The sequence below is a fragment of the Cyanobium sp. ULC065 genome (genome assembly GCF_977927515.1).
In genome coordinates this window covers 1,255,124-1,272,857 of sequence record NZ_OZ376393.1, presented here as the reverse complement: position 1 = coordinate 1,272,857, position 17,734 = coordinate 1,255,124, and the positions used below count along the sequence as shown (strand labels likewise).

18 protein-coding genes and 1 other RNA gene are annotated in these 17,734 nt (G+C 65.7%); 5 read left to right on the top strand and 14 right to left on the bottom strand.

All coding sequences use genetic code 11. The features are described 5' to 3' along the window. Window positions 1–165 precede the first annotated feature (165 nt). Window positions 166–384: a hypothetical protein gene (locus tag ACXMDP_RS06190; protein WP_094510356.1), complete on the bottom strand. Its 219-nt coding sequence runs from the start codon at window positions 382–384 to the stop codon at window positions 166–168. A 153-nt stretch (window positions 385–537) separates the two neighbouring features. After that, the gene (locus ACXMDP_RS06185; protein WP_233132723.1) at window positions 538–801 is read right to left on the bottom strand and encodes a DUF6737 family protein; all 264 of its coding nucleotides are present in this window, start codon (window positions 799–801) and stop codon (window positions 538–540) included. Between the two features lie 250 nt (window positions 802–1,051). On the opposite strand from ACXMDP_RS06185, the gene ACXMDP_RS06180 reads away from it, so the two are divergent. Continuing rightward, a complete protein-coding gene (locus ACXMDP_RS06180; protein WP_259729243.1) occupies window positions 1,052–2,920 on the top strand; it encodes a GGDEF domain-containing protein in 1,869 nt (622 codons plus the stop codon). 56 nt (window positions 2,921–2,976) lie between these two features. Here ACXMDP_RS06180 and ACXMDP_RS06175 read toward each other — a convergent pair whose 3' ends face one another. Then, the gene (locus ACXMDP_RS06175) at window positions 2,977–3,219 is read right to left on the bottom strand and encodes a hypothetical protein (protein WP_094510467.1); all 243 of its coding nucleotides are present in this window, start codon (window positions 3,217–3,219) and stop codon (window positions 2,977–2,979) included. A 103-nt stretch (window positions 3,220–3,322) separates the two neighbouring features. Here ACXMDP_RS06175 and ACXMDP_RS06170 point away from each other — a divergent pair, with 103 nt between their 5' ends. Beyond that, window positions 3,323–4,516 carry a glycosyltransferase gene (locus ACXMDP_RS06170; protein WP_259729242.1) on the top strand — a complete coding sequence of 398 codons (1,194 nt, stop codon included), beginning with the start codon at window positions 3,323–3,325 and terminating at the stop codon, window positions 4,514–4,516. A gap of 263 nt (window positions 4,517–4,779) precedes the next feature. Next, window positions 4,780–5,610: a sugar transferase gene (locus tag ACXMDP_RS06165; protein WP_457767134.1), complete on the top strand. Its 831-nt coding sequence runs from the start codon at window positions 4,780–4,782 to the stop codon at window positions 5,608–5,610. 11 nt (window positions 5,611–5,621) lie between these two features. Here ACXMDP_RS06165 and ACXMDP_RS06160 read toward each other — a convergent pair whose 3' ends face one another. The 6 genes from ACXMDP_RS06160 to ACXMDP_RS06135 form a co-directional block, all read right to left on the bottom strand. Continuing rightward, window positions 5,622–6,758, bottom strand: coding sequence for a CobD/CbiB family cobalamin biosynthesis protein (locus tag ACXMDP_RS06160; protein WP_259729241.1), 1,137 nt, complete (start codon window positions 6,756–6,758; stop codon window positions 5,622–5,624). Further along, entirely contained in the window at window positions 6,755–8,050 is a 1,296-nt protein-coding gene (locus tag ACXMDP_RS06155) for a hypothetical protein (protein WP_259729240.1), read from the bottom strand. Before ACXMDP_RS06155 ends, ACXMDP_RS06160 begins: the two co-directional genes overlap by 4 nt. A 16-nt stretch (window positions 8,051–8,066) precedes the next feature. Continuing rightward, window positions 8,067–9,062 (bottom strand): ketol-acid reductoisomerase, encoded by a 996-nt coding sequence (gene ilvC / locus ACXMDP_RS06150; protein WP_094510353.1) that lies wholly within the window; start codon window positions 9,060–9,062, stop codon window positions 8,067–8,069. Window positions 9,063–9,121: 59 nt separating this feature from the next. After that, a complete protein-coding gene (locus tag ACXMDP_RS06145) occupies window positions 9,122–9,724 on the bottom strand; it encodes an ATP-dependent Clp protease proteolytic subunit (protein WP_094510352.1) in 603 nt (200 codons plus the stop codon). A gap of 82 nt (window positions 9,725–9,806) precedes the next feature. Beyond that, the gene (locus tag ACXMDP_RS06140) at window positions 9,807–10,478 is read right to left on the bottom strand and encodes an ATP-dependent Clp protease proteolytic subunit (protein ID WP_094510351.1); all 672 of its coding nucleotides are present in this window, start codon (window positions 10,476–10,478) and stop codon (window positions 9,807–9,809) included. Window positions 10,479–10,508: 30 nt separating this feature from the next. After that, complete coding sequence (locus ACXMDP_RS06135; RefSeq protein WP_094510350.1) at window positions 10,509–11,621, bottom strand: PIN/TRAM domain-containing protein; 1,113 nt, start codon at window positions 11,619–11,621, stop codon at window positions 10,509–10,511. Between the two features lie 89 nt (window positions 11,622–11,710). On the opposite strand from ACXMDP_RS06135, the gene hemW reads away from it, so the two are divergent. Then, window positions 11,711–13,006, top strand: coding sequence for a radical SAM family heme chaperone HemW (hemW, locus tag ACXMDP_RS06130; protein WP_259729239.1), 1,296 nt, complete (start codon window positions 11,711–11,713; stop codon window positions 13,004–13,006). Here hemW and panB read toward each other — a convergent pair. Beyond that, window positions 12,888–13,700, bottom strand: a complete 813-nt coding sequence (panB, locus tag ACXMDP_RS06125; RefSeq protein WP_259729277.1) for a 3-methyl-2-oxobutanoate hydroxymethyltransferase — start codon at window positions 13,698–13,700, stop codon at window positions 12,888–12,890. The two genes, hemW and panB, sit on opposite strands and share 119 nt — an antisense overlap. A gap of 46 nt (window positions 13,701–13,746) precedes the next feature. On the opposite strand from panB, the gene ffs reads away from it, so the two are divergent. Next, an RNA gene (gene ffs / locus ACXMDP_RS06120) (signal recognition particle sRNA small type) lies at window positions 13,747–13,843 on the top strand. A 171-nt stretch (window positions 13,844–14,014) separates the two neighbouring features. On the opposite strand, the gene ftsZ is transcribed toward ffs, so the two are convergent. The 4 genes from ftsZ to ACXMDP_RS06100 all read right to left on the bottom strand — a co-directional run bounded on the left by ftsZ (window position 14,015) and on the right by ACXMDP_RS06100 (window position 17,688). Further along, complete coding sequence (ftsZ, locus tag ACXMDP_RS06115) at window positions 14,015–15,175, bottom strand: cell division protein FtsZ (protein ID WP_399232828.1); 1,161 nt, start codon at window positions 15,173–15,175, stop codon at window positions 14,015–14,017. 169 nt (window positions 15,176–15,344) lie between these two features. Continuing rightward, complete coding sequence (locus ACXMDP_RS06110; RefSeq protein ID WP_259729237.1) at window positions 15,345–16,187, bottom strand: cell division protein FtsQ/DivIB; 843 nt, start codon at window positions 16,185–16,187, stop codon at window positions 15,345–15,347. Beyond that, window positions 16,184–16,594, bottom strand: coding sequence for a hypothetical protein (locus tag ACXMDP_RS06105; RefSeq protein ID WP_259729236.1), 411 nt, complete (start codon window positions 16,592–16,594; stop codon window positions 16,184–16,186). The genes ACXMDP_RS06110 and ACXMDP_RS06105 overlap by 4 nt, the downstream gene beginning before the upstream one ends. Further along, complete coding sequence (locus ACXMDP_RS06100; RefSeq protein WP_259729235.1) at window positions 16,591–17,688, bottom strand: D-alanine--D-alanine ligase family protein; 1,098 nt, start codon at window positions 17,686–17,688, stop codon at window positions 16,591–16,593. Before ACXMDP_RS06100 ends, ACXMDP_RS06105 begins: the two co-directional genes overlap by 4 nt. Window positions 17,689–17,734: the final 46 nt, after the last annotated feature.

Below are 17,734 nucleotides of genomic sequence, written 5' to 3'. Positions count from 1 at the left end.
GAGAGCCCGTGCCCTCCCCTGATCACTGTCTTGGCTGCCTCTACCGCTATCGGATCGTGTTCAGGGCCTCAGGCCGCTGGCCCCTGCGGATCTCGATGTGGTCGCGCTCCGAGGATGAGTCCATTTGGAGCCGACGTTGCGGCCCGATGCCCCTGGAGGACTTTGTCAATCGGTTTCATCCGGGAGAGCTCCAGCAGGAATCGGCCCCGGGCGCTTGGCCCGCCTGAGGTCGTGGAGGCCTTCGAGCTGGTTGTACACCGCCAGCAGTTGCAGGCGGATGTGATCGGTGTTCTCGAGTTTGGCGAGGCTGGCCAGAGCCAGCTCAATCTGGGCTTTGCTGTCGATCAGCAACCGGCACTCGTTCGTACCCGGTTCGTAGCTCATGGTGTCGTTCTCTGATCAGGGCTCATGCGGATCGCCATCGGCAGGGTCCCTGCGTTAGCGCCATGAGAGACACCCTATTCAAGGGTCTGGGCACTCCCCTGCTGTCAGATCGGTTGCCATTTCCACAGCTGTTCGTCCGCTGGTCACACCTGGTCACGGGTCCAGGTCCGGGGATTCATTGACGCCCGGATCAGTAACACCACCAGCGTCCATGAGCTGGCCATCTTCGGCAGCAGCAGGCACCAGCACCAGGAACAGCCACCACCACGCCAGTACGGCGGCCACCACCGGTGCGGAGATCCACCAACGAGGCAGCAGCACAAGGCTGGCCGCGCCTATAGCAAGGCCGGTGCCGACGATCGACCAAGGCTGGCACCACCAGGGCTTGTGGCTCCAGAACTGGGCAGATGGGGTCATCAGAAAGCCCAAGAAACATGTTTTTCCATTCTGACGGAGGCCACCGATCACATTCTCAGGGAATGGTCATAGGCACGCGCTCACGGGCAGAGGCGCTTCGGGGGACAGGGCGAAGAACAAGCCCTGTTGACGGCATACAAGCCATCCTGAGGAGGCATGCGAGCGCACAAAATCAGCCGGCAGACGAGGCCCAGTAACGATCCATACGAAACTTGGCAGGCGCGTCAATCATGAAGCATGTATATTAAGTTTGGAGCCATTTCCTTCCGGAAAACACTTTTTGCCGGCCCGCCAACCACATCCCACGATCCCGGCCTTTGCCATACTCCTCTGGGGGGCCATCTTTGGCACCCTGATCAATGTTCCAATTACGATTGGCATTCATATTTTTTTTGGCTCGATCTTTGCCGTTCTTGCTCTCCTCATCTGGCAGCAGTGGTGGGGATTGGCCATCGGCGGGCTCGCAGCACTTGTTACCTGGGCCACATGGGGGCATCCGTGGGGAACAATTATTTATGTTCTTGAAATCACCTGGCTATCGGTTGCCACAAACAGGGAGTCCAAGGCCCAGGAACGCGTGATCAACGATCGCATCATCCTTCACGATCTGACGTTTTGGCTTCTTGCTGGCATCCCACTTACATTCGTTTTCTATCATCTATTCCTGGGAGTTGATCTTACCCCTACTACCCTTATCGCTCTCAAACAGGCCGTCAATGGGGTCCTCAATACGTTGATGGCCGTGTTGCTGGTCCTGGTTTATCGGCTGTGGATCCGACCAAGGCCGGATCAGAGCGTTTCCATACGAACGGCAATATTCGCCTTTGGCCTTCTCTCCTTGCTCACCCCTTCGCTGATTACATGGGGGCTATCTGCGAATCAACTCGTCAAAGTTTCGCAACGCGATGAACTGAACAACTTGGTCAACATTGCTCATGCCTCCCGATCCCTTCCCGATTCCTTTTTGAAAGACAGAGGATCAGATTTTTGGATTGTCAGAGAGCGCGTTGCAATTGAAAGAGAACGCAAAGTCACCACCCAATACAGCCAGACCAAAGTCAGCAGAGTCAATTCAAACCCAGCTCTTTTCCACATCCTGGATCACCAGTACGTGAATGGCAGCGCAAAATTCGTCACTCAGAATGGACTCACGATCTTGATCCCTCAAGACGGTGATGTTCCGCTCATGAAGCTACTGAATAGCTACTGGGAAACAAAAGTTCAAATGCTAAATGATGATACCCAAGGGGCCTCTCCCCTTGCCTCCAATGAGGTGATCACACGCGTTGTCTCTCCAGCGGCCCCACTCATCAGGAAGCTACAGAAGGAATCTTTGCATACTTTTGGCCTTCTTGGCTTGTTGTTGCTTGTGGGAGTCTTGATCACCGAACAGCTTGCAAGGATGTTTGAAAATGAAATCCAGAAGCTATTGAAGCCATTGACATCAGAGCCACGGGCCGAACTCTCAGGAGAATCGAACATGCTGATGCCAACCTTGGCGGTAACCGCAATCAGCGAATTCGCCACAATGATCAATCTGATCAACATGCGAATTCAACGAATCAATCAGCTTACGCTTGAGCTCGCTCGCTCTCGCGATCAGATGGCCGAGCTGAGCATGACAGATGCGCTCACTGGCTGCAGAAATCGGCGTGATTTTCATTTGCGCTTAGGAGAGGAAGTGGCCAGAGCCAAGCGAAGTCAGCATCCCTTGACGGGGATTCTTCTTGATATCGACCACTTCAAGGAGATTAACGATCGCTTCGGACACCCCTTTGGAGACAAAGCACTTCAGGCCGTAGCCCATGCGGTCAGCACCGGCATACGGGCGACCGACTATTGTTTTCGCTATGGAGGCGAGGAGTTTGTGATCCTGTTGATTGACTGCCCACAGGACCGAGCTCTGGTGATCGCTGAATCTTTACGGTTCAAAGTGCAGGAGCTAAGGATCTCTAGCGGAGATGTTGCCACCTCTGTGAGCATGAGTCTCGGAGTCGCTTCACTGCACCTTGAGGAAGACGACGCGGATACCTTCCTGGCACGCATGGACAAAGCGCTTTACACGGCAAAACGCAGCGGACGCAACAGTGTCGTGGTGGCCCCGGCTTCTGAGCACTAAGACCAACCCGGCTGGCTGCGCCCACGGAGAAATGACTCGGTAGCTTTCCGCAGGCCTCAGGAATGGAACAGCAGCACCAAGCCCTTGCGGAGCTGGTGAAACTCGCGCTCCTCCCGGCTCAGATCCAGACCCACCAGCAAGCCTTCCTTCAGTGCCACCTCGAAGGGCGGTACAGCTGGCGGTTGTCCCGCTCGCCAAAGCGCGGCGATGCCTACAGCCGTGGCATGCCACTGGAAGCAGTCGGTCTCGCCGATCGAGGGTTCCTCGAGGGCGTCTTCAAGCAGATCGCGAATCGGCATGGCGACCATGGACTGGGTTCAGCATCCAGACCAGCGGCAGGGATGGCAATCCACTGAGAGCTTTCGTGACCTCGCACGCCATCGGAGCGCCTACCGTGCCGCCATGCCCAGGGTGCCCGACCAGATCGCCCTCGTTCACGAGTGGTTCACCCCCCGGTCCGTGGGCGGCTCGGAGCTGGTGGTCCAGGAAATGGACGCCCTGCTGCATCCGCACCTGTTCGCGCTTGTGGACGGGGAAAGCCGTCGGCCCCAGAGCTGGCTGCACAGGCGCACGATCCGCACCTCCTTCATCCAGCAACTGCCCTGGGGGGTCAGTCACGTGCAGCAGTATCTGCCCCTGCTGCCCCTGGCGATCGAACAGCTCGACCTGCGGGGCTATCCGCTGGTGCTGAGCAGCTCCCATCTGGTGGCCAAGGGCGTGCTCACCGACCCCGAACAGCTGCATGTGAGTTACGTGCACACCCCGGTGCGCTACGCCTGGGACCAGATGCACGCCTACCTGTCGCGCTCCGCCATCGCCCGCGGTCCGCTGGGGCCGCTGCTGCGCTGGCAGCTGCATCAGCTGCGTCAGTGGGACGTGGTCAGTGCCGGCCGCGTCGATCGGATCCTCGCCAACTCCCGCTTCACCGCCCGCCGAATCCGGCGTTACTGGGGCCGCAGCAGTGCGGTGCTGCATCCACCGGTGGCGGTCGATCGCTTCGATTGCCACCTGCCCCGCGACGACTTCTATCTGTCCGTCTGCCGGTTGGTGCCCTACAAGCGGGTGGACCTGATGGTGGAGGCCTTCAACCGCACCGGTCTGCCGTTGTGGCTGGTGGGCGACGGGCCGGAACGGCAGCGCCTGGAGCAGCTGGCGGGTCCGAGCGTGCGTTTCCTCGGGCGCTGCTCCGAGCAGGAGGTGAACGATCTGATGGGTCGCTGCCGTGCGTTTCTGCATGCCGGCCTGGAGGATTTCGGCATCGCCCCGGTGGAAGCCATGGCGGCGGGAGCGCCGGTGATCGGTCTGGGGCAGGGGGGCCTGCTCGACAGTGTCCGTTGCCTCAACAGCGGCAGCACGCACCCCACCGGGCTGCTGTTCGACGCGCCCACCAGCTCCAGCCTCGTTGCAGCCCTGGAGCAATTCGAACAGCAACGCCTCTGGTCCCGGTTCCCGCCCGAGCGGCAACGGGCATGGGCCGAGACCTTCGCCCCCGAGCGCTTCCGGGAGCGGCTGATTGGGTTGCTGGAGCGCTACTGGCAGCAGCACGGGATCCGCCTCCGTCAGGGCCGTCAGCCCCTTCCGTGGGCCGAGGGCTGAGCCACGGCTCCAGGGGAAAGCACACTCTGAGTTGAGCCTGCCGGAGCCGAGCGGCTGGCTTGCCAGAGCGCGCAAAGGTAATCAACGCTCAGAGTTGAACAGAGCCCCATGGTGAGCAGGGCGCTGCGTCGTGCGGCAGTTAGGGTCCAGAACTGTGGACCTCAAGCGTGCTGGGAGGCCCTGGCTGTGCCTCTGGTCTGAGTGACCTTGCTGGCTTGTGGGAGAACAAAACGATTTTTAGAGTTTCAACACCAAGGGGCGAGATGGTGAACGCCAGCAGCAACCCCTACAGACCCGCCACCCTGCCACCGTTCCTGTCCGCATCAGCGACCCCTTCCACCCTTTCCCACTCCGCCGCCCTGTCCGCCACTTCCTCCGCCATCACCCCGCTGCCAGGCAGGAGATCCGCACTCACTGCCGTGCCGACTTCCAGCGAGCGGCCCACCGCGGCGCAATTGATCGAAGCCCAGAGCACCACATCCCGGGTGGTCAAGCGGACCGGTGACATCGTCTTTTCGCTGGCGGTGCTAGGCCTCGGTAGCCCGTTGTTCCTGATGCTGGCAGCCCTGGTAAAGGTGAGTTCGCCTGGGCCGGTGTTCTACGTGCAGCGGCGCATCGGACGGGGCTTCCGCGATTTCGGTTGCATCAAATTCCGCACCATGCGTAAAGATGCTGACCTCATGCTTCAGGCGTTGCTCGATCAATCCCCTGAACTCAAACGCGAATACGGCAAGGATTTCAAACTCAAGGCCGATCCCAGGATCACACCGATTGGCCGCTTTATGCGTCGCTCCAGCCTTGATGAGCTTCCCCAATTCCTCAATGTGCTTCGAGGTGAAATGAGCGTGGTGGGTCCCCGGCCGATCGTCAGGGACGAGCTCAGGCGCTATGGGCGCCGCATGAACGAGGTGCTGGCAGTAAGGCCCGGGATTACCGGCCTCTGGCAGGTGTCGGGGCGCAACAATCTCCGCTACGCCGAACGGGTGCGGATGGATGTGGCCTATGCCCGCCACCGCAGCTTCCGCGCCGATCTTTCGATCATTCTGCGCACTGTGGGGGTGGTCCTCTTCCCCAGAGACCGCGGCGCATACTGAGCAACCAGGAGTCAACGCGGTCTCAGGTCCGCGATGAGCACCAGCAGCGGCAACGCCACCAGCAGCCACAGCAGCTCCAGTTGCCGGGACAGCCGCAACAGGCGCTCCACGCCTGCCTGGTCTGCTGCCGGCCAGCCCGCCCCGAGCACCGGTTTGTCGATCCGCACACCGCCGTAGTGATTGGCGCCGCCAAGGCGCAGGTGGGCGGCGGCAGCGAAGGCCGCCTGTGACACCCCCGCATTCGGCGACGGGTCGGGGCCGCCCTCCCGCAAGGCCAGCCGCAGCTGGGCCACGGCCTGCGAACGGCCGGCCTGCAACAGCGGGAGGGTGAGTGCCACCAGGCGACAGGGCAACCAGGTGAGCAGGTCGTCGAGCCGGGCGCCGGCGGTGCCCAGCCAGCGCAGCCGCCCACGCCGGTACCCCAGCATCGAATCCAGCGTGCTGCTGGCCTTGAAGGCCCAGCCGAGCGCCAGCGGCCCGGGCACAGGCGGCACACCGTGGGCCAGGGTGTGCCCAGTCACGATCAGACCGTCTGCGGAGACCATCAGACCCGCTGCGGGCGGCATCAATCCAGCCATCAGCCAGAGGCCGGCGCCCACAAGGAGCCAGAAGAGCGGGGCAAACAGCCCGTCCACGCTGTTTTCGGCGGCGGTTTCTGCGGCTGCCCGCAGGATGCCGGCCTCGTCCAGCTGGTCGACGTCACGGCCCACGATCCACGCCAGGCGAGCCCTGGCCTCCGCCAGTGCCTCGAGAGAGAGCGGGGCCTCGGCCGGATGCCGCTCCAGCGGCGCCACCGCCGCCCGCACCGCCTGCTCCAGGCTTGCTCCCGCCAGGCAGCTGGTCAGGCCCAGCCAGAGCAGCGGCAGGCCCAGCGCCGGCTGGCGCCAGGCCAGCGCCTCCAGCAGCCAACCGGCGCCAGCACTGCCGCCCACCAAGAGCACGGTGATGCAGGCACCGGCCAGGCGAAGCCGCCCAGGCCGATCGCCGGCCCAGGCTTCGGCGCTCCGACGCAAGACGCTGATCCACCAACCCATCACCTGCACCGGATGCAGCCAGCCGGCGGGATCGCCGAGCCAGCGGTCAAGGCCGCAGGCCGCTGCCACGGTCAGCCAGGCCAGCAGAGCAGCAGCTGCATCGCTGCTGCTCAAGCCAGTCCTCGGCGGCGGCCCGCCAGTGACAGGGGCACGGCGGCGGCGGCGAACGCCAGCACCTGCAGGGGCAGCGCCAGAGGCAGACCAAGCAACTGGGCGGTGCCGCCCATCAGCAGGCTGCCGGCCAGGGCTCCGACACCACTGGAGCGCGCCAGGGTCTGCCACCGCAGCGGCTCGTCCGTGGCGGAGTCATCTGGGTGAGTGTCCAGCGTGGCCACCAGCCGGGCATCGCTCAAAGCGGCCAGGCCCCCCATCGGCAGGAACAGCACCAGGGAGCCCCAGCCCGGCAGCCACTGGGTGCCCGCCAGCGTGAAGGCCAGCAGGAGGTAGGGAAGGCCCCGGGCCGGATGCAGCCGCCACGGCCCGGCGAGCGCCGCTGTGGCAACGAGGGCAGGCGGGGACGGCAGGGAGCCAGCGGGTCCTGCGGCGGCCAGGAGGCGTCCCAGCCCGTAGGCGGTGAGCACCATGCCGAAATCGAAGCAGCTGCCCCCCCCGAGCTGACGCACCCAGAGGGGCAGCAAGCCGAACAGGCTGCCGAACAGAATCCCCTGCAGGCAGCAGCGCCAGTTCAAGGACACGCTGCCGCCAGGGTTGGCCCCAGCGGCCGCCGCCACTGCGGTGGAAGCGGCTACGGCGGTGGCGGCAGAAGCTGTTAAGGCGGTAGAGGATGCTGCTGAGGCGAGATCTGGGCCTGAGCGAGTGGGGAGGTGGCGATGACCCGGGCGACGCGAGAGCAGGGCAGCAGGCAGCAGCGGCAGCAGCAGCACGAGTGCCTGCGAGAACTGCAGCACCGCCTTGCCGATCGGAAACAGCAGGGCCGTGAGCAGGTGGCCCAGCAGGGCGCCGAGCTCGGAGCCGGAGCGCAGACGCCGCATTGAAATCCCCTGGACTCCCACCAGGAACCGCTGCAGCGGCAGCTGGCCGATCTGCAGACCCAGTCCGAACAGCAGCACCGCCAGCAAGGCCAGCGCCAGGGGCAGGACTGCACCGCCGCCGACTGCAGCAGAGGCTGCGCCAGTGGCTGAGGCAGTAGCCGTGGCAGGGTCGAGGTTATGGCGGTGCAGCCCGATGGCCAGCAGCAGCAGGGTGGCGAGCAGTTGAAGCAGGCTGCCCAGCAACGGCTGCTGCGGTAAAGGGAGCAGCGCCGCCGCCGTGGCCAGCACGGGCAGGAGGCTGTTGATCAGCGGCGAGGCCGTGAGGCCGCTCACCAGCCAGGCCGCGGACGCCAGGGTGAGGCTGGCGCTTGCCTGGGCACTTCCCCAGGCCAGGGAAAGCAGGCCGCGGCGCATGGCTGGCTGCTCAGGATCAGGCCACTTTGAGCCAGCTGAACATGGCGCGCAGCCCCTTGCCGACCTTCTCGATCGGATGGTGGGCATCGCGCTCGCGGGCGGCGGTCATGGCGGGCTTGCCCGCCTCACATTCGGCCACGAAGTTGCGGGCGAAGGTGCCGTCCTGGATGTCGGCGAGGATGCGCTTCATCTCCGCTTTGGTGTCGTCGGTGATCAGGCGCGGGCCGCTCACGTAATCGCCGTATTCGGCGGTATTGGAGATCGAATCGCGCATGGCGGTGAGACCGCCCTTCACCATCAGATCCACGATCAGCTTCACTTCGTGCAGGCACTCGAAATAGGCCAGCTCGGGCTGATAGCCGGCATCCACCAGGGTTTCGAAGCCTGCTTTCACCAGTTCGCTGAGGCCACCGCAGAGCACGGCCTGTTCGCCGAACAGGTCGGTTTCGGTTTCCTCCTTAAAGTTGGTTTCAAGGATGCCGGCGCGGGTGCCGCCGATCGCCTTGGCGTAGGCCATGGCCAGGGGCCGGGCCTGGCCGCTGGCATCCTGCTCGATCGCGAACAGGGCGGGCACGCCCTGGCCGTTCTGGTATTCCCAGCGCACGGTGTGGCCGGGACCCTTGGGGGCGATCATCACCACGTCAACGTCCTTGGGAGGCACCACCAGGCCGAAGCGGATGTTGAAGCCGTGGGCGAAGCTGAGGATCTTGCCGGCGCTCAGATGGGGCGCGATTTCGGCGTCGTAGACCTTCTTCTGGGTTTCGTCGGGCAGGAGCACCATGATCCAGTCGGCCCGCTCGGCCGCCTCGGCCACGCTGAGCACTTCCAAGCCATCGGCTTTGGCCTTCTCGGCCGAGCGGCTGCCTTCATAAAGGCCCACCACCACATTCACCCCACTGTCCTTGAGGTTCAGGGCATGGGCGTGGCCCTGGGAGCCATAGCCGATGATGGCCACCGTTTTGCCGTCAAGCAGGCTCAGATCGGCGTCGGAGTCGTAGAAAAGCTGGGCCATCCGGCGAATCGGGCAGGGCAAACAGCGACTTTACGGTCGCGCCCCACCCGACCTCGGGCTCAGACCTCGCTGGGGTGGTCGATCACCCGATCGATCAGCCCGTAAGCCTTGGCCTCGGCGGCGCTGAGGAAGTAGTCGCGGTCGGTGTCCTTGGCGATCTTCTCCAGGCTCTGGCCGGACATGTCCGCCAGGCTCTGGTTGAGCATGTCCTTGATGCGCAGGATCTCGCGCGCCTCGATTTCGATGTCGCTGGCCTGGCGCTGGCTGGTGCCGCCAAGCGGCTGGTGGATCATGATCCGCGCGTGCGGCAGGGCGAGCCGTTTGCCCTTGGTGCCTGCCGCCAACAGGAAGGCGCCCATGCTGGCCGCCAGACCCACGCAGATGGTGATCACCTCCGACTTCACATACTGGATGGTGTCGAAGATCGCCAGACCCGCCGTGACCGAGCCACCCGGCGAATTGATGTAGAGGTAGATCGGTTTGCTGTTGTCGTCGGAATCGAGGTAGAGCATCTGCGCCACCAGGCTGTTGGCGATGCCGTCGTTCACCTCCGAGCCCAGAAAGAGAATGCGCTCCACGCCGAGCCGCGTGTAGATGTCCACCCAGCGCTCGTACTGGCTGCCGGGGAGACGGTAAGGAACGCTGGGGGTGCCGATGGGCATGGCGAGGGAGTGGTGAGGGTGCGGAGAACGTTTCGGGAGCAGGAAGGCGGAAACAAGCAGGCAGGAGCCGGCCCGCACGGCATCAGACGGCGCCAGCCAGCGGCACCGGCACCTTCTGGGTGGTAAGGATGCGGTCGATCAGGCCGTATTCCAGGGCCTCGCGGGGGGTGAGGTAGGTCATGCGGTCGGAGTCCTTGCTGAGCTGCTCCACGCTGCGGCCGGTGGTTTCCGAAAGCATCTCCAGCATGGTGCGCTTGTTGGTGAGCACTTCCTGGGCGCGGATCTGGATGTCGCTGGCCTGGCCGCGGGCGCCGGAGCGGGGCTGGTGCAGCACGATCGACGCATGGGGCAGGGCCGCCCGGTGCCCCTTGGCCCCAGCCGAGAGGATCATCGCGGCGGTGCCCATCGCCTGGCCGATGCAGATCGTGTGCACCGGCGGCTTCACGTAGCGGATCGTGTCGCAGATAGCGAAGGCCTCGGTTTCAAAGCCGATCGCGTCACCGGAATACCAGCTGGTGCCGGTGGAATTGATATAGAAGAAGATCGGCTTCTCGGGATTATCGAACTCCAGATAAAGCATCTGGGCGATGATCAGCTCGGTCACGTCCACGCCCATCTGGCGCTTGGCGTCGTCGTCGGAGAAGAGGGGCAGGCCCAGGTAAACGATGCGTTCCTTGAGCAGCAGCGACGGCAGGTCGGGCGGCGGTGTGCGCATCACGGCGGAATCGCCGTAGTAGGGAGCCGACACCGACATCAGGGAACGCCCGGAAAACCTCTTGGGAGCCTAGCGGGGGCCTGCGGGCTGACGGACCTCGGCGGCAGGTCGGGGATCCTCATGGTCGCAGCGGGCGAACACCATGCGGCCGGTGGGCGTCTGCAGGGCGCCCGTAACGGTGACCGGCAGCCGCTGGCCGATGCGCTTGCGGGCAGCCTCCACCACCACCATGGTGCCGTCTTCCAGGTAACCCACGCCTTGGTCGGCCTCCTTCCCTTCACGCACGATCTTGAGCTGCAGGGCATCGCCTGGTTGCACCTCCGGCCGCAGGGCCACCACCAGGGCGCTGAGGTTCATCACCTTGAGTTCCTGCACCTGGGCCACCTTGGCCAGGTTGTAGTCGGCGGTGAGCAGGGTGCCGCCGGTGTCGGCGGTGAGCTTGAGCAGCTTCTCGTCGGCGCCGCTGCCCTCGTAGCGGGTGCTGTTCACCACCAGGCGGCGGCCGTAGGTTTCGCGCAGCGCCGCCAGCAGGTTGAGGCCGCGCCGGCCCTTGCCCCTTTTCTCGGCGTTGCCGGAATCGGCCAGTTGCTGCAGTTCGTCGATCACCGCCTGGGCAACGATCACCTGGCCCTCCAGCAATCCCGACTCCAGCAGCCCCCGTATGCGGCCGTCGATGATCACGCTGGTATCGAGGATCTTGGCGGTGGCGGGCTGCAGCACCCCTTCGGCCACCAGCAACGCCTCGGCGCTGGAGGGGTTGAACAGGCGCAGCAGGGTGCGGCCGTGCACCTCGGCCAGGTTGTAGCCCAGCACGCCGAAGAACACGTTGCTGAGGATTGCCGCCAACGGCTTGACGAACACCACCTCCCAGGGAAGCGGCAGCAGCAGGATCGGCGCCAGCAGCAGGTTGGCCACCAGCAGCCCCAGGATCAAGCCCACCGCCCGGCTCACCAGCAGGTCGGTGGGCATGGTGCGCACCTGCCGCATCAGCCGGCGGCGCAGCAGCTGGAAGAAGAAGCCCGCCAACAGACCGAAGAAGGCACCGAAACCGCCCAGCACCCAGCGCAGGCCCTCCAGATTGGTGACCTGGATCAGCAGGTTTTCCGGCAGCAGATCCACCCCCAGCCAGCCGGTGGCGGCGCCGGAGATGAGAAACAGCAGCAGGATGAGCGGATCCACCATGGGTTCGGTTGTGGGGTCCCTCAGCTCAGGACCTGCAGCATGCCCGATTCCGGTCGCTTTGACCGGGCGTCGTAACCGACCATTTGGCGATGGACATCCCCACCACAGGTGAATCCCGGGGGCCGCGCAGCGCCTATGTGCATATCCCGTTCTGTCAGCGGCGCTGCTTCTACTGCGACTTCGCCGTGGTGCCGCTCGGCGATCGGGCCGATGGTGCCAGCTCCGGCTCGATCCAGGCCTACCTGAAGCTGCTGCTGAGCGAAATCGCCGCCAGCCCGGCCGGCCCGCCGCTCTCCACGGTGTATCTGGGGGGTGGCACACCTTCGCTGCTCACCGCTGGCCAGATCCGCACCGTGCTGGAGGCGTTGAAGCAGCGCTACGGCATCGCCGCCGGGGCCGAGATCACCCTGGAGATGGATCCCGCCAGCTTTGATCGCCCCCGCCTCGCTGGCGTCCTGGCGGCGGGGGTGAACCGCGTCAGCCTGGGGGGCCAGAGCTTCGATGACGGGGTGCTGGAGCGGCTGGGGCGGCGCCACCGGCGCCGGGATCTTTTGGAAGCGGCCAGCTGGTTGCAGCAGGCGCGCCAGCTCGGTGACCTGCGCAGCTGGAGCCTGGATCTGATTCAGGGCCTGCCGCAGCAGGACCTGGCCCACTGGCGCGGGCAACTGGACCAGGCCCTTGCCCTCAGCCCGCCCCACCTCTCGATCTACGACCTGATCGTGGAGCCCGGCACCGTGTTCGCGCGGCGGCAACAGCAGGGCCAGCTGGAGCTGCCGGAGCCGGATCTGGGCGCCGATCTGATGGATCTCACCGGGGAGCGCCTGCGCGCGGCTGGCTACGGCCACTACGAGATCTCCAACTACGCCACGCCTGGCCACGCTTCCCGCCATAACCGCGTGTACTGGAGCGGCGCGGGCTGGTGGGGCTTCGGCATGGGTGCCACCTCGGCGCCGTACGGCCTGCGACTGGCCCGGCCCCGTACCCGCGCGGCCTATGCCGCCTGGTTGACGGAGGGGATGGAACAGGCCACAGCGATGGATCAGCCGGCAGTTGAGCCCAGCGGTGGCGGCATGGCGTTCGATGAACTGATGATCGTGGGGCTGCGGCGGCGCGAAGGGGTGGCCATGGCCGAGCTGGCCCGCCGCCATGGCCTCAGCAACGCCGACCTCGAGGATCTGCTGGCCCAGCTCTCAGGCGCCCACTGCCGCGAACTGTTGCGGATCGAGGGGGGGCGCTGGCGGCTCAGCGATCCCGCCGGCCTCGCCCTCAGCAATGCGGTGCTGCGGGTGATGGTCGAATGGTGGGAGCAGCGGGCGTCCAGTCTTCCGTCCATTGGCGCAGGGCCTGAACCGCCAGCTGGCGCCCATCGATCAGTGGCGGACTGAACGGCGGCTGCCGGCTGGTCAGCCCGAGCAGATCGGCCGTGACCCGCACCTGGCCGTCGCAGTCGTCGCCGGCACCGATGCCGATCACAGGAATCGCGAGCCTGCCCCGCAGGCTGGAAGCCAGCGGGGCAGGCACATGCTCCAGCACCAGGGCGAAGCAGCCGGCCGCCTCCAGATCCCTGGCCTGGCGCCGCAACCGTTCCTGGCTGATCGGATCGTTCGCCTGGCGCCGGTAGCCCAGCTGGTGCACCGACTGGGGGGTGAGACCGAGGTGCCCCATCACCGGCACGCCACTGCGCACCAGCCGGTCCACCACCTGCACGGTTTCCGCCTCACCGCCTTCCAGCTTCACCGCCGCAGCCTCGGTTTCCTTCAGCACCCGGCCGGCGGCAGCCATGGCCAGATCACCGCCGCACTGATAACTGAGAAAGGGCAGATCACAGATCACCATGGGCCGCTCCGCCGCAGCGCCCTGTAAGCCCCGGCCCACCGCCTTGGTGTGGTGGATCATTTCCTCCAGCGTGACCGGCAAGGTGGTGGCGTGGCCGAGCACCACCATCGCCAGCGAATCGCCCACAAGCACCGCTTCCACGCCGGCGGCCTGCACCAGCGCCGCCGAGAGGGCATCCCAGGCAGTGAGCACCCGGATCGGCAGACCAGCCTGCTTGCGTTGGATCAGATCTGCAGGGCGCAGGGGCACGCGAGCTAGGGCGCAGGCACTCCCTTGCTAGCATCGCCACGACTCGGACCCACGCGGCCCGGACGCCCAAATCTGGTCAGGCCTGGAAGGGAGCAGCCACACGGGATGCTCCAGGCAGGCGTGGTCTCCGGGTCACCCTCTTCAACCCAAGCGTTTCGGCTTTCAACGCAGGCCTTCCGCCGCTGAGACCCGCCGGCCAAGCTGCTACGCCGCTAGCCCTGGATAGAACGGGATCAGCTCGACTGAGATCCGCGCAGGCCGTAGCTCATCGCCAGACGCCCTAAGGAACCCTCGACCTGGCTGACGCTTCACTCCTCGCGGAGGTGGGACTGGCGGTTGAGCAGGAAGGGAGGAATCTTGGCGCCGCGGTGATCGGCGGGGGATTCGGCGGCTGGCGGCGTGGCGAAGGAGGGGGTGGAGCGTTCTGAGCGGTAAGGAGCACCACTCTCAAAGCCAGTGGCGATCACGGTCACGTGGATCTCGCCCTCGAGGCGATCGTCGACGACGGCTCCGATGATGATGTTGGCGTCGGGGTCGACCATGTCGTAGATGACCTCCGCCGCGGTGGTCATGTCCTCAAGGGTCATATCCTTGCCGCCGCTCACATTGATGACACAGCCCTTGGCGCCGTCGATGCGGGCCGATTCCAGCAGCGGGCTGCTCATCGCCGCCTGAGCGGCCTCGATCGCGCGGGAGCGCCCCGAGCCAACGCCGATGCCCAGCAGAGCGGTGCCCGCAAGGGTCATCACCGAGCGCACGTCAGCGAAGTCGACGTTCACCAGGCCCGGTTTGGTGATGATGTCGCTGATGCCCTTGACGCCCTGGCGCAGGACGTCGTCGGCGTGACGGAAGGCTTCCTGGAGGGGAGCGCCGGCAATGGCATCGCGCAGGCGGTCGTTGGGGATGACGATCAGGGTGTCGACGTGCTCCGCCAGACGGGCGATGCCCTCCTCAGCCTGGCGTAGCCGCTTGCGACCCTCGAAACTGAATGGCTTGGTGACGATCCCCACGGTAAGGGCGCCGCACTCCTTGGCCACCTCGGCCAGGATCGGTGCCGCACCGGTGCCAGTGCCACCCCCCATGCCTGCGGCGATGAACACCAGATCGGCACCCTGCATCGCTTCCTGGAGCTCATTGCGGGACTCTTCCGCCGCTTTCTGACCGATGGCAGGGTTACCACCGGCACCGAGGCCGCGGGTGAGTTTCTGGCCGAGCTGCAGCCGGTTCTGGGCCTGGGAGAGGAGCAGGGCCTGGGCGTCGGTGTTGAGCACTCGGAAGCCCACCCCCTGCAGATCGGAAGCGATCATCCGGTTCACGGCGTTGCTTCCTCCACCCCCGACGCCGATCACCTCGATGCGGGCCGTCTGGCTGGGAACGATGCCGTTGCTGCTGGGATGAGAAGAAGTCACGGCGTGTCCGTTGGAGCCAACGTGGTCGACGAGGGGGAGGCCTTCCGGTGCAGTCTCCATCAAGCGCGCTGAACCGTTCATCTCGGACAGCATTATGTCCTTCAGGTGCGGGAAAAGGATTGTCTGATCCCACACATTCGCCCGAATCTTCCATTCTCGCAACCGAGCCCGTCAGGTGAGGAGAAAGGCCTGAGCACACGGGCTGGCAGCTGCAACGGCATCGGTGGTCTCAGTTGGCAGTGGGTGGGGTACGGCGAGGGGCGGCAGACGCAGGCGTGCGCACGGTGAGGCCCAGTTCCGGTCGGTCGGGATCGCTCAGATCGATCGTGTTCACCGGCTTGCCCTTCACCCGGGCGGGAAGCTCCTCTTCCAGATGCTCCAGCACCTCGAGGCGACGGGTGAGCTGGCCGTCTGGGGGCCCCAGGCGCACCTCGCCCAGGTTGCGGGTGAGCAGCACGATCGTGCCGGTGGGCTCGAAACGGATCTGGCTGAGGTTTCCACCCAGCTGTTCCCGTTCAGCCAACACCTGGGCCAGGGGCGCTCGGTAGGCCGGCTGCCAGCCCAGCACCAGCAGGCTGCTGGGTGAGACGCCACCGGATTTGGCCGTCAGCTGGTGGGGGCCGCAGTTCATCCAGTTGCCGAGCCGGTCCACACAGCCCCGCTGGAGGCCGGCAGGGGTGCGGCGTTCAGCCATGGCCACCGCCTGGCGATCGACCAGATCGATGCGCAGACGGGGTGGCAGCATCAGGCGCTGGACGCCCACCTGCTCCACCGGCAACGTCGCCGCCAGCCGATCCTTGAGCTCCCGTGGCTGCAGGCTCAACAGGGTGAGTGGAAAGCGCAGCTGGGCGGCGCGGATCACCTCCTCGCGGCTCACCTGCTCACTGCCGATCACCAGCACCTGATCCGGCCCCCGTAGCGACCAGCCCTGGCGCAGCAGCCCGTACCCCAGACCGGCGGCACCGGCGGAGAGCAGCAGCAGCCGCCAGAAGTTGCGCAGGCGTTCATTGCGGCGCTGAAGGCGCAACTGGCGGCGCCGCTCCACCCCAGGAGGCAGAGGGGCCTGGCTCACAGCTCGCAACGGGAGCGGGCCATCAGGTCGTGCATCCAGCGGCGTGCACGCTCGGCATCGGAGAAGGGCACATCCTTCTGCACCCCGTTGCCCACCAGCCTGAGCCGGCAGCTGCCCTGGCTTTCTTCGGTAAGTGGCGCATCACCGGAACCAAGCGCCATCAGCTCAAGCAATTCCAGCTTGCTGATCTGGAACTCGCCCTGGGGCTTGAGTTGCCCCGCCTCAAACGTGCTCCAGATCAGCTGGCCGTCGCGCAGGAGCGCCGCCCCACAGCCATCGAGCTTGGCCAGCTCCGCCCCCGAGGCCCAGTCGCGGAAGAGGCGTTGCCGCCGGCGCTCCAGCCAGCCCAGCGCCGTGAGCAGCACAAACACCAGCAGCAGAGGGAGCCAGAGCAATCCGTGCGTCATGCCGCCTGAGCTCCTGCCTGCAGATCACGGCGTGATTCTCTCGCCAACTGAACCAACTCGTGCACCAGACCCTCCAGTGGGAGGTCAGTGGCCTCCCAGAGCATCGGATACATGCTCTGGGAGGTGAAGCCCGGCAGGGTGTTGATCTCGTTGAGCCAGAGATCGCCGCTGGCCTCGTCGTAGAAGAAATCCACCCGGGCGAGCCCCTCGGCCGCCACCGCCCGGCAGGCCTCGATGGCCATGGCCCGCGCCCGCTCGCTCACCGGCTCCGCCACCGGCGCCGGGATCAGGGTGTGGCTGAGCCCTTCGCTGTACTTGGCGGTGTAGTCGTACCAGTCGGCATCGAAACGGATCTCGCCGACCACCGAGGCGCGCAGCTGGCGTTTGCCCAGCACGGCGCACTCCAGCTCCCGTGCCGTCACGCCCCGTTCCACCACCAGGCGGTGGTCATGGCGGGCCGCTTCCCGCAGCCCGGCCAGCAGGCTGGGGCGGTCGATCGCCTTGCTGATGCCCACGGAAGAGCCGAGGTTGGCCGGTTTGATGAAGCAGGGGTAGCCGAGATGGTGCTCCAGCCGCTCGAGCAGCTTCAGGGGAACACCCTGGCCCTCCAGTTCTGCGGCATCCACGCCCTGGTAAGCCACCTGGGGCAGACCGGCGGCGGCGAAGGCGGCCTTCATCGCCAGCTTGTCCATGCCCACGGCGGAGCCGAGCACGCCGGATCCCACGAAGGGCACCTGCATCAGGCTGAACAGCCCCTGGATGGTGCCGTCCTCGCCGTTGGGGCCATGCAGCACCGGAAACCACACCTCCACATCAGCGGCGCCGGTGGGCAGGCCCTGGAAGCCGGCGCGCACCGGGGTGGCCGGCAACTGGTCGGCCGCCGGTGGCACGCCCTGGGCCAGCACCGCATCGGCCACCGCCGGCGGCCACCAGTGGCCCTGCAGGTCGATGTAGAAGCAGCAGAGGCGGTAGCGGCCGACGTTGGCGCCACGGCGCAGGGCACCGGCCACCGTGACCGCCGAGCGGATCGAGACCGCGTGCTCCCCGGAGACCCCTCCGAACACCAGTCCGATCGTGCACGGGGCTGAGGGCATGGCGTCAGTCAGGCCGCAGGGCCGAAAGCGAGAGGCCAAACGTATC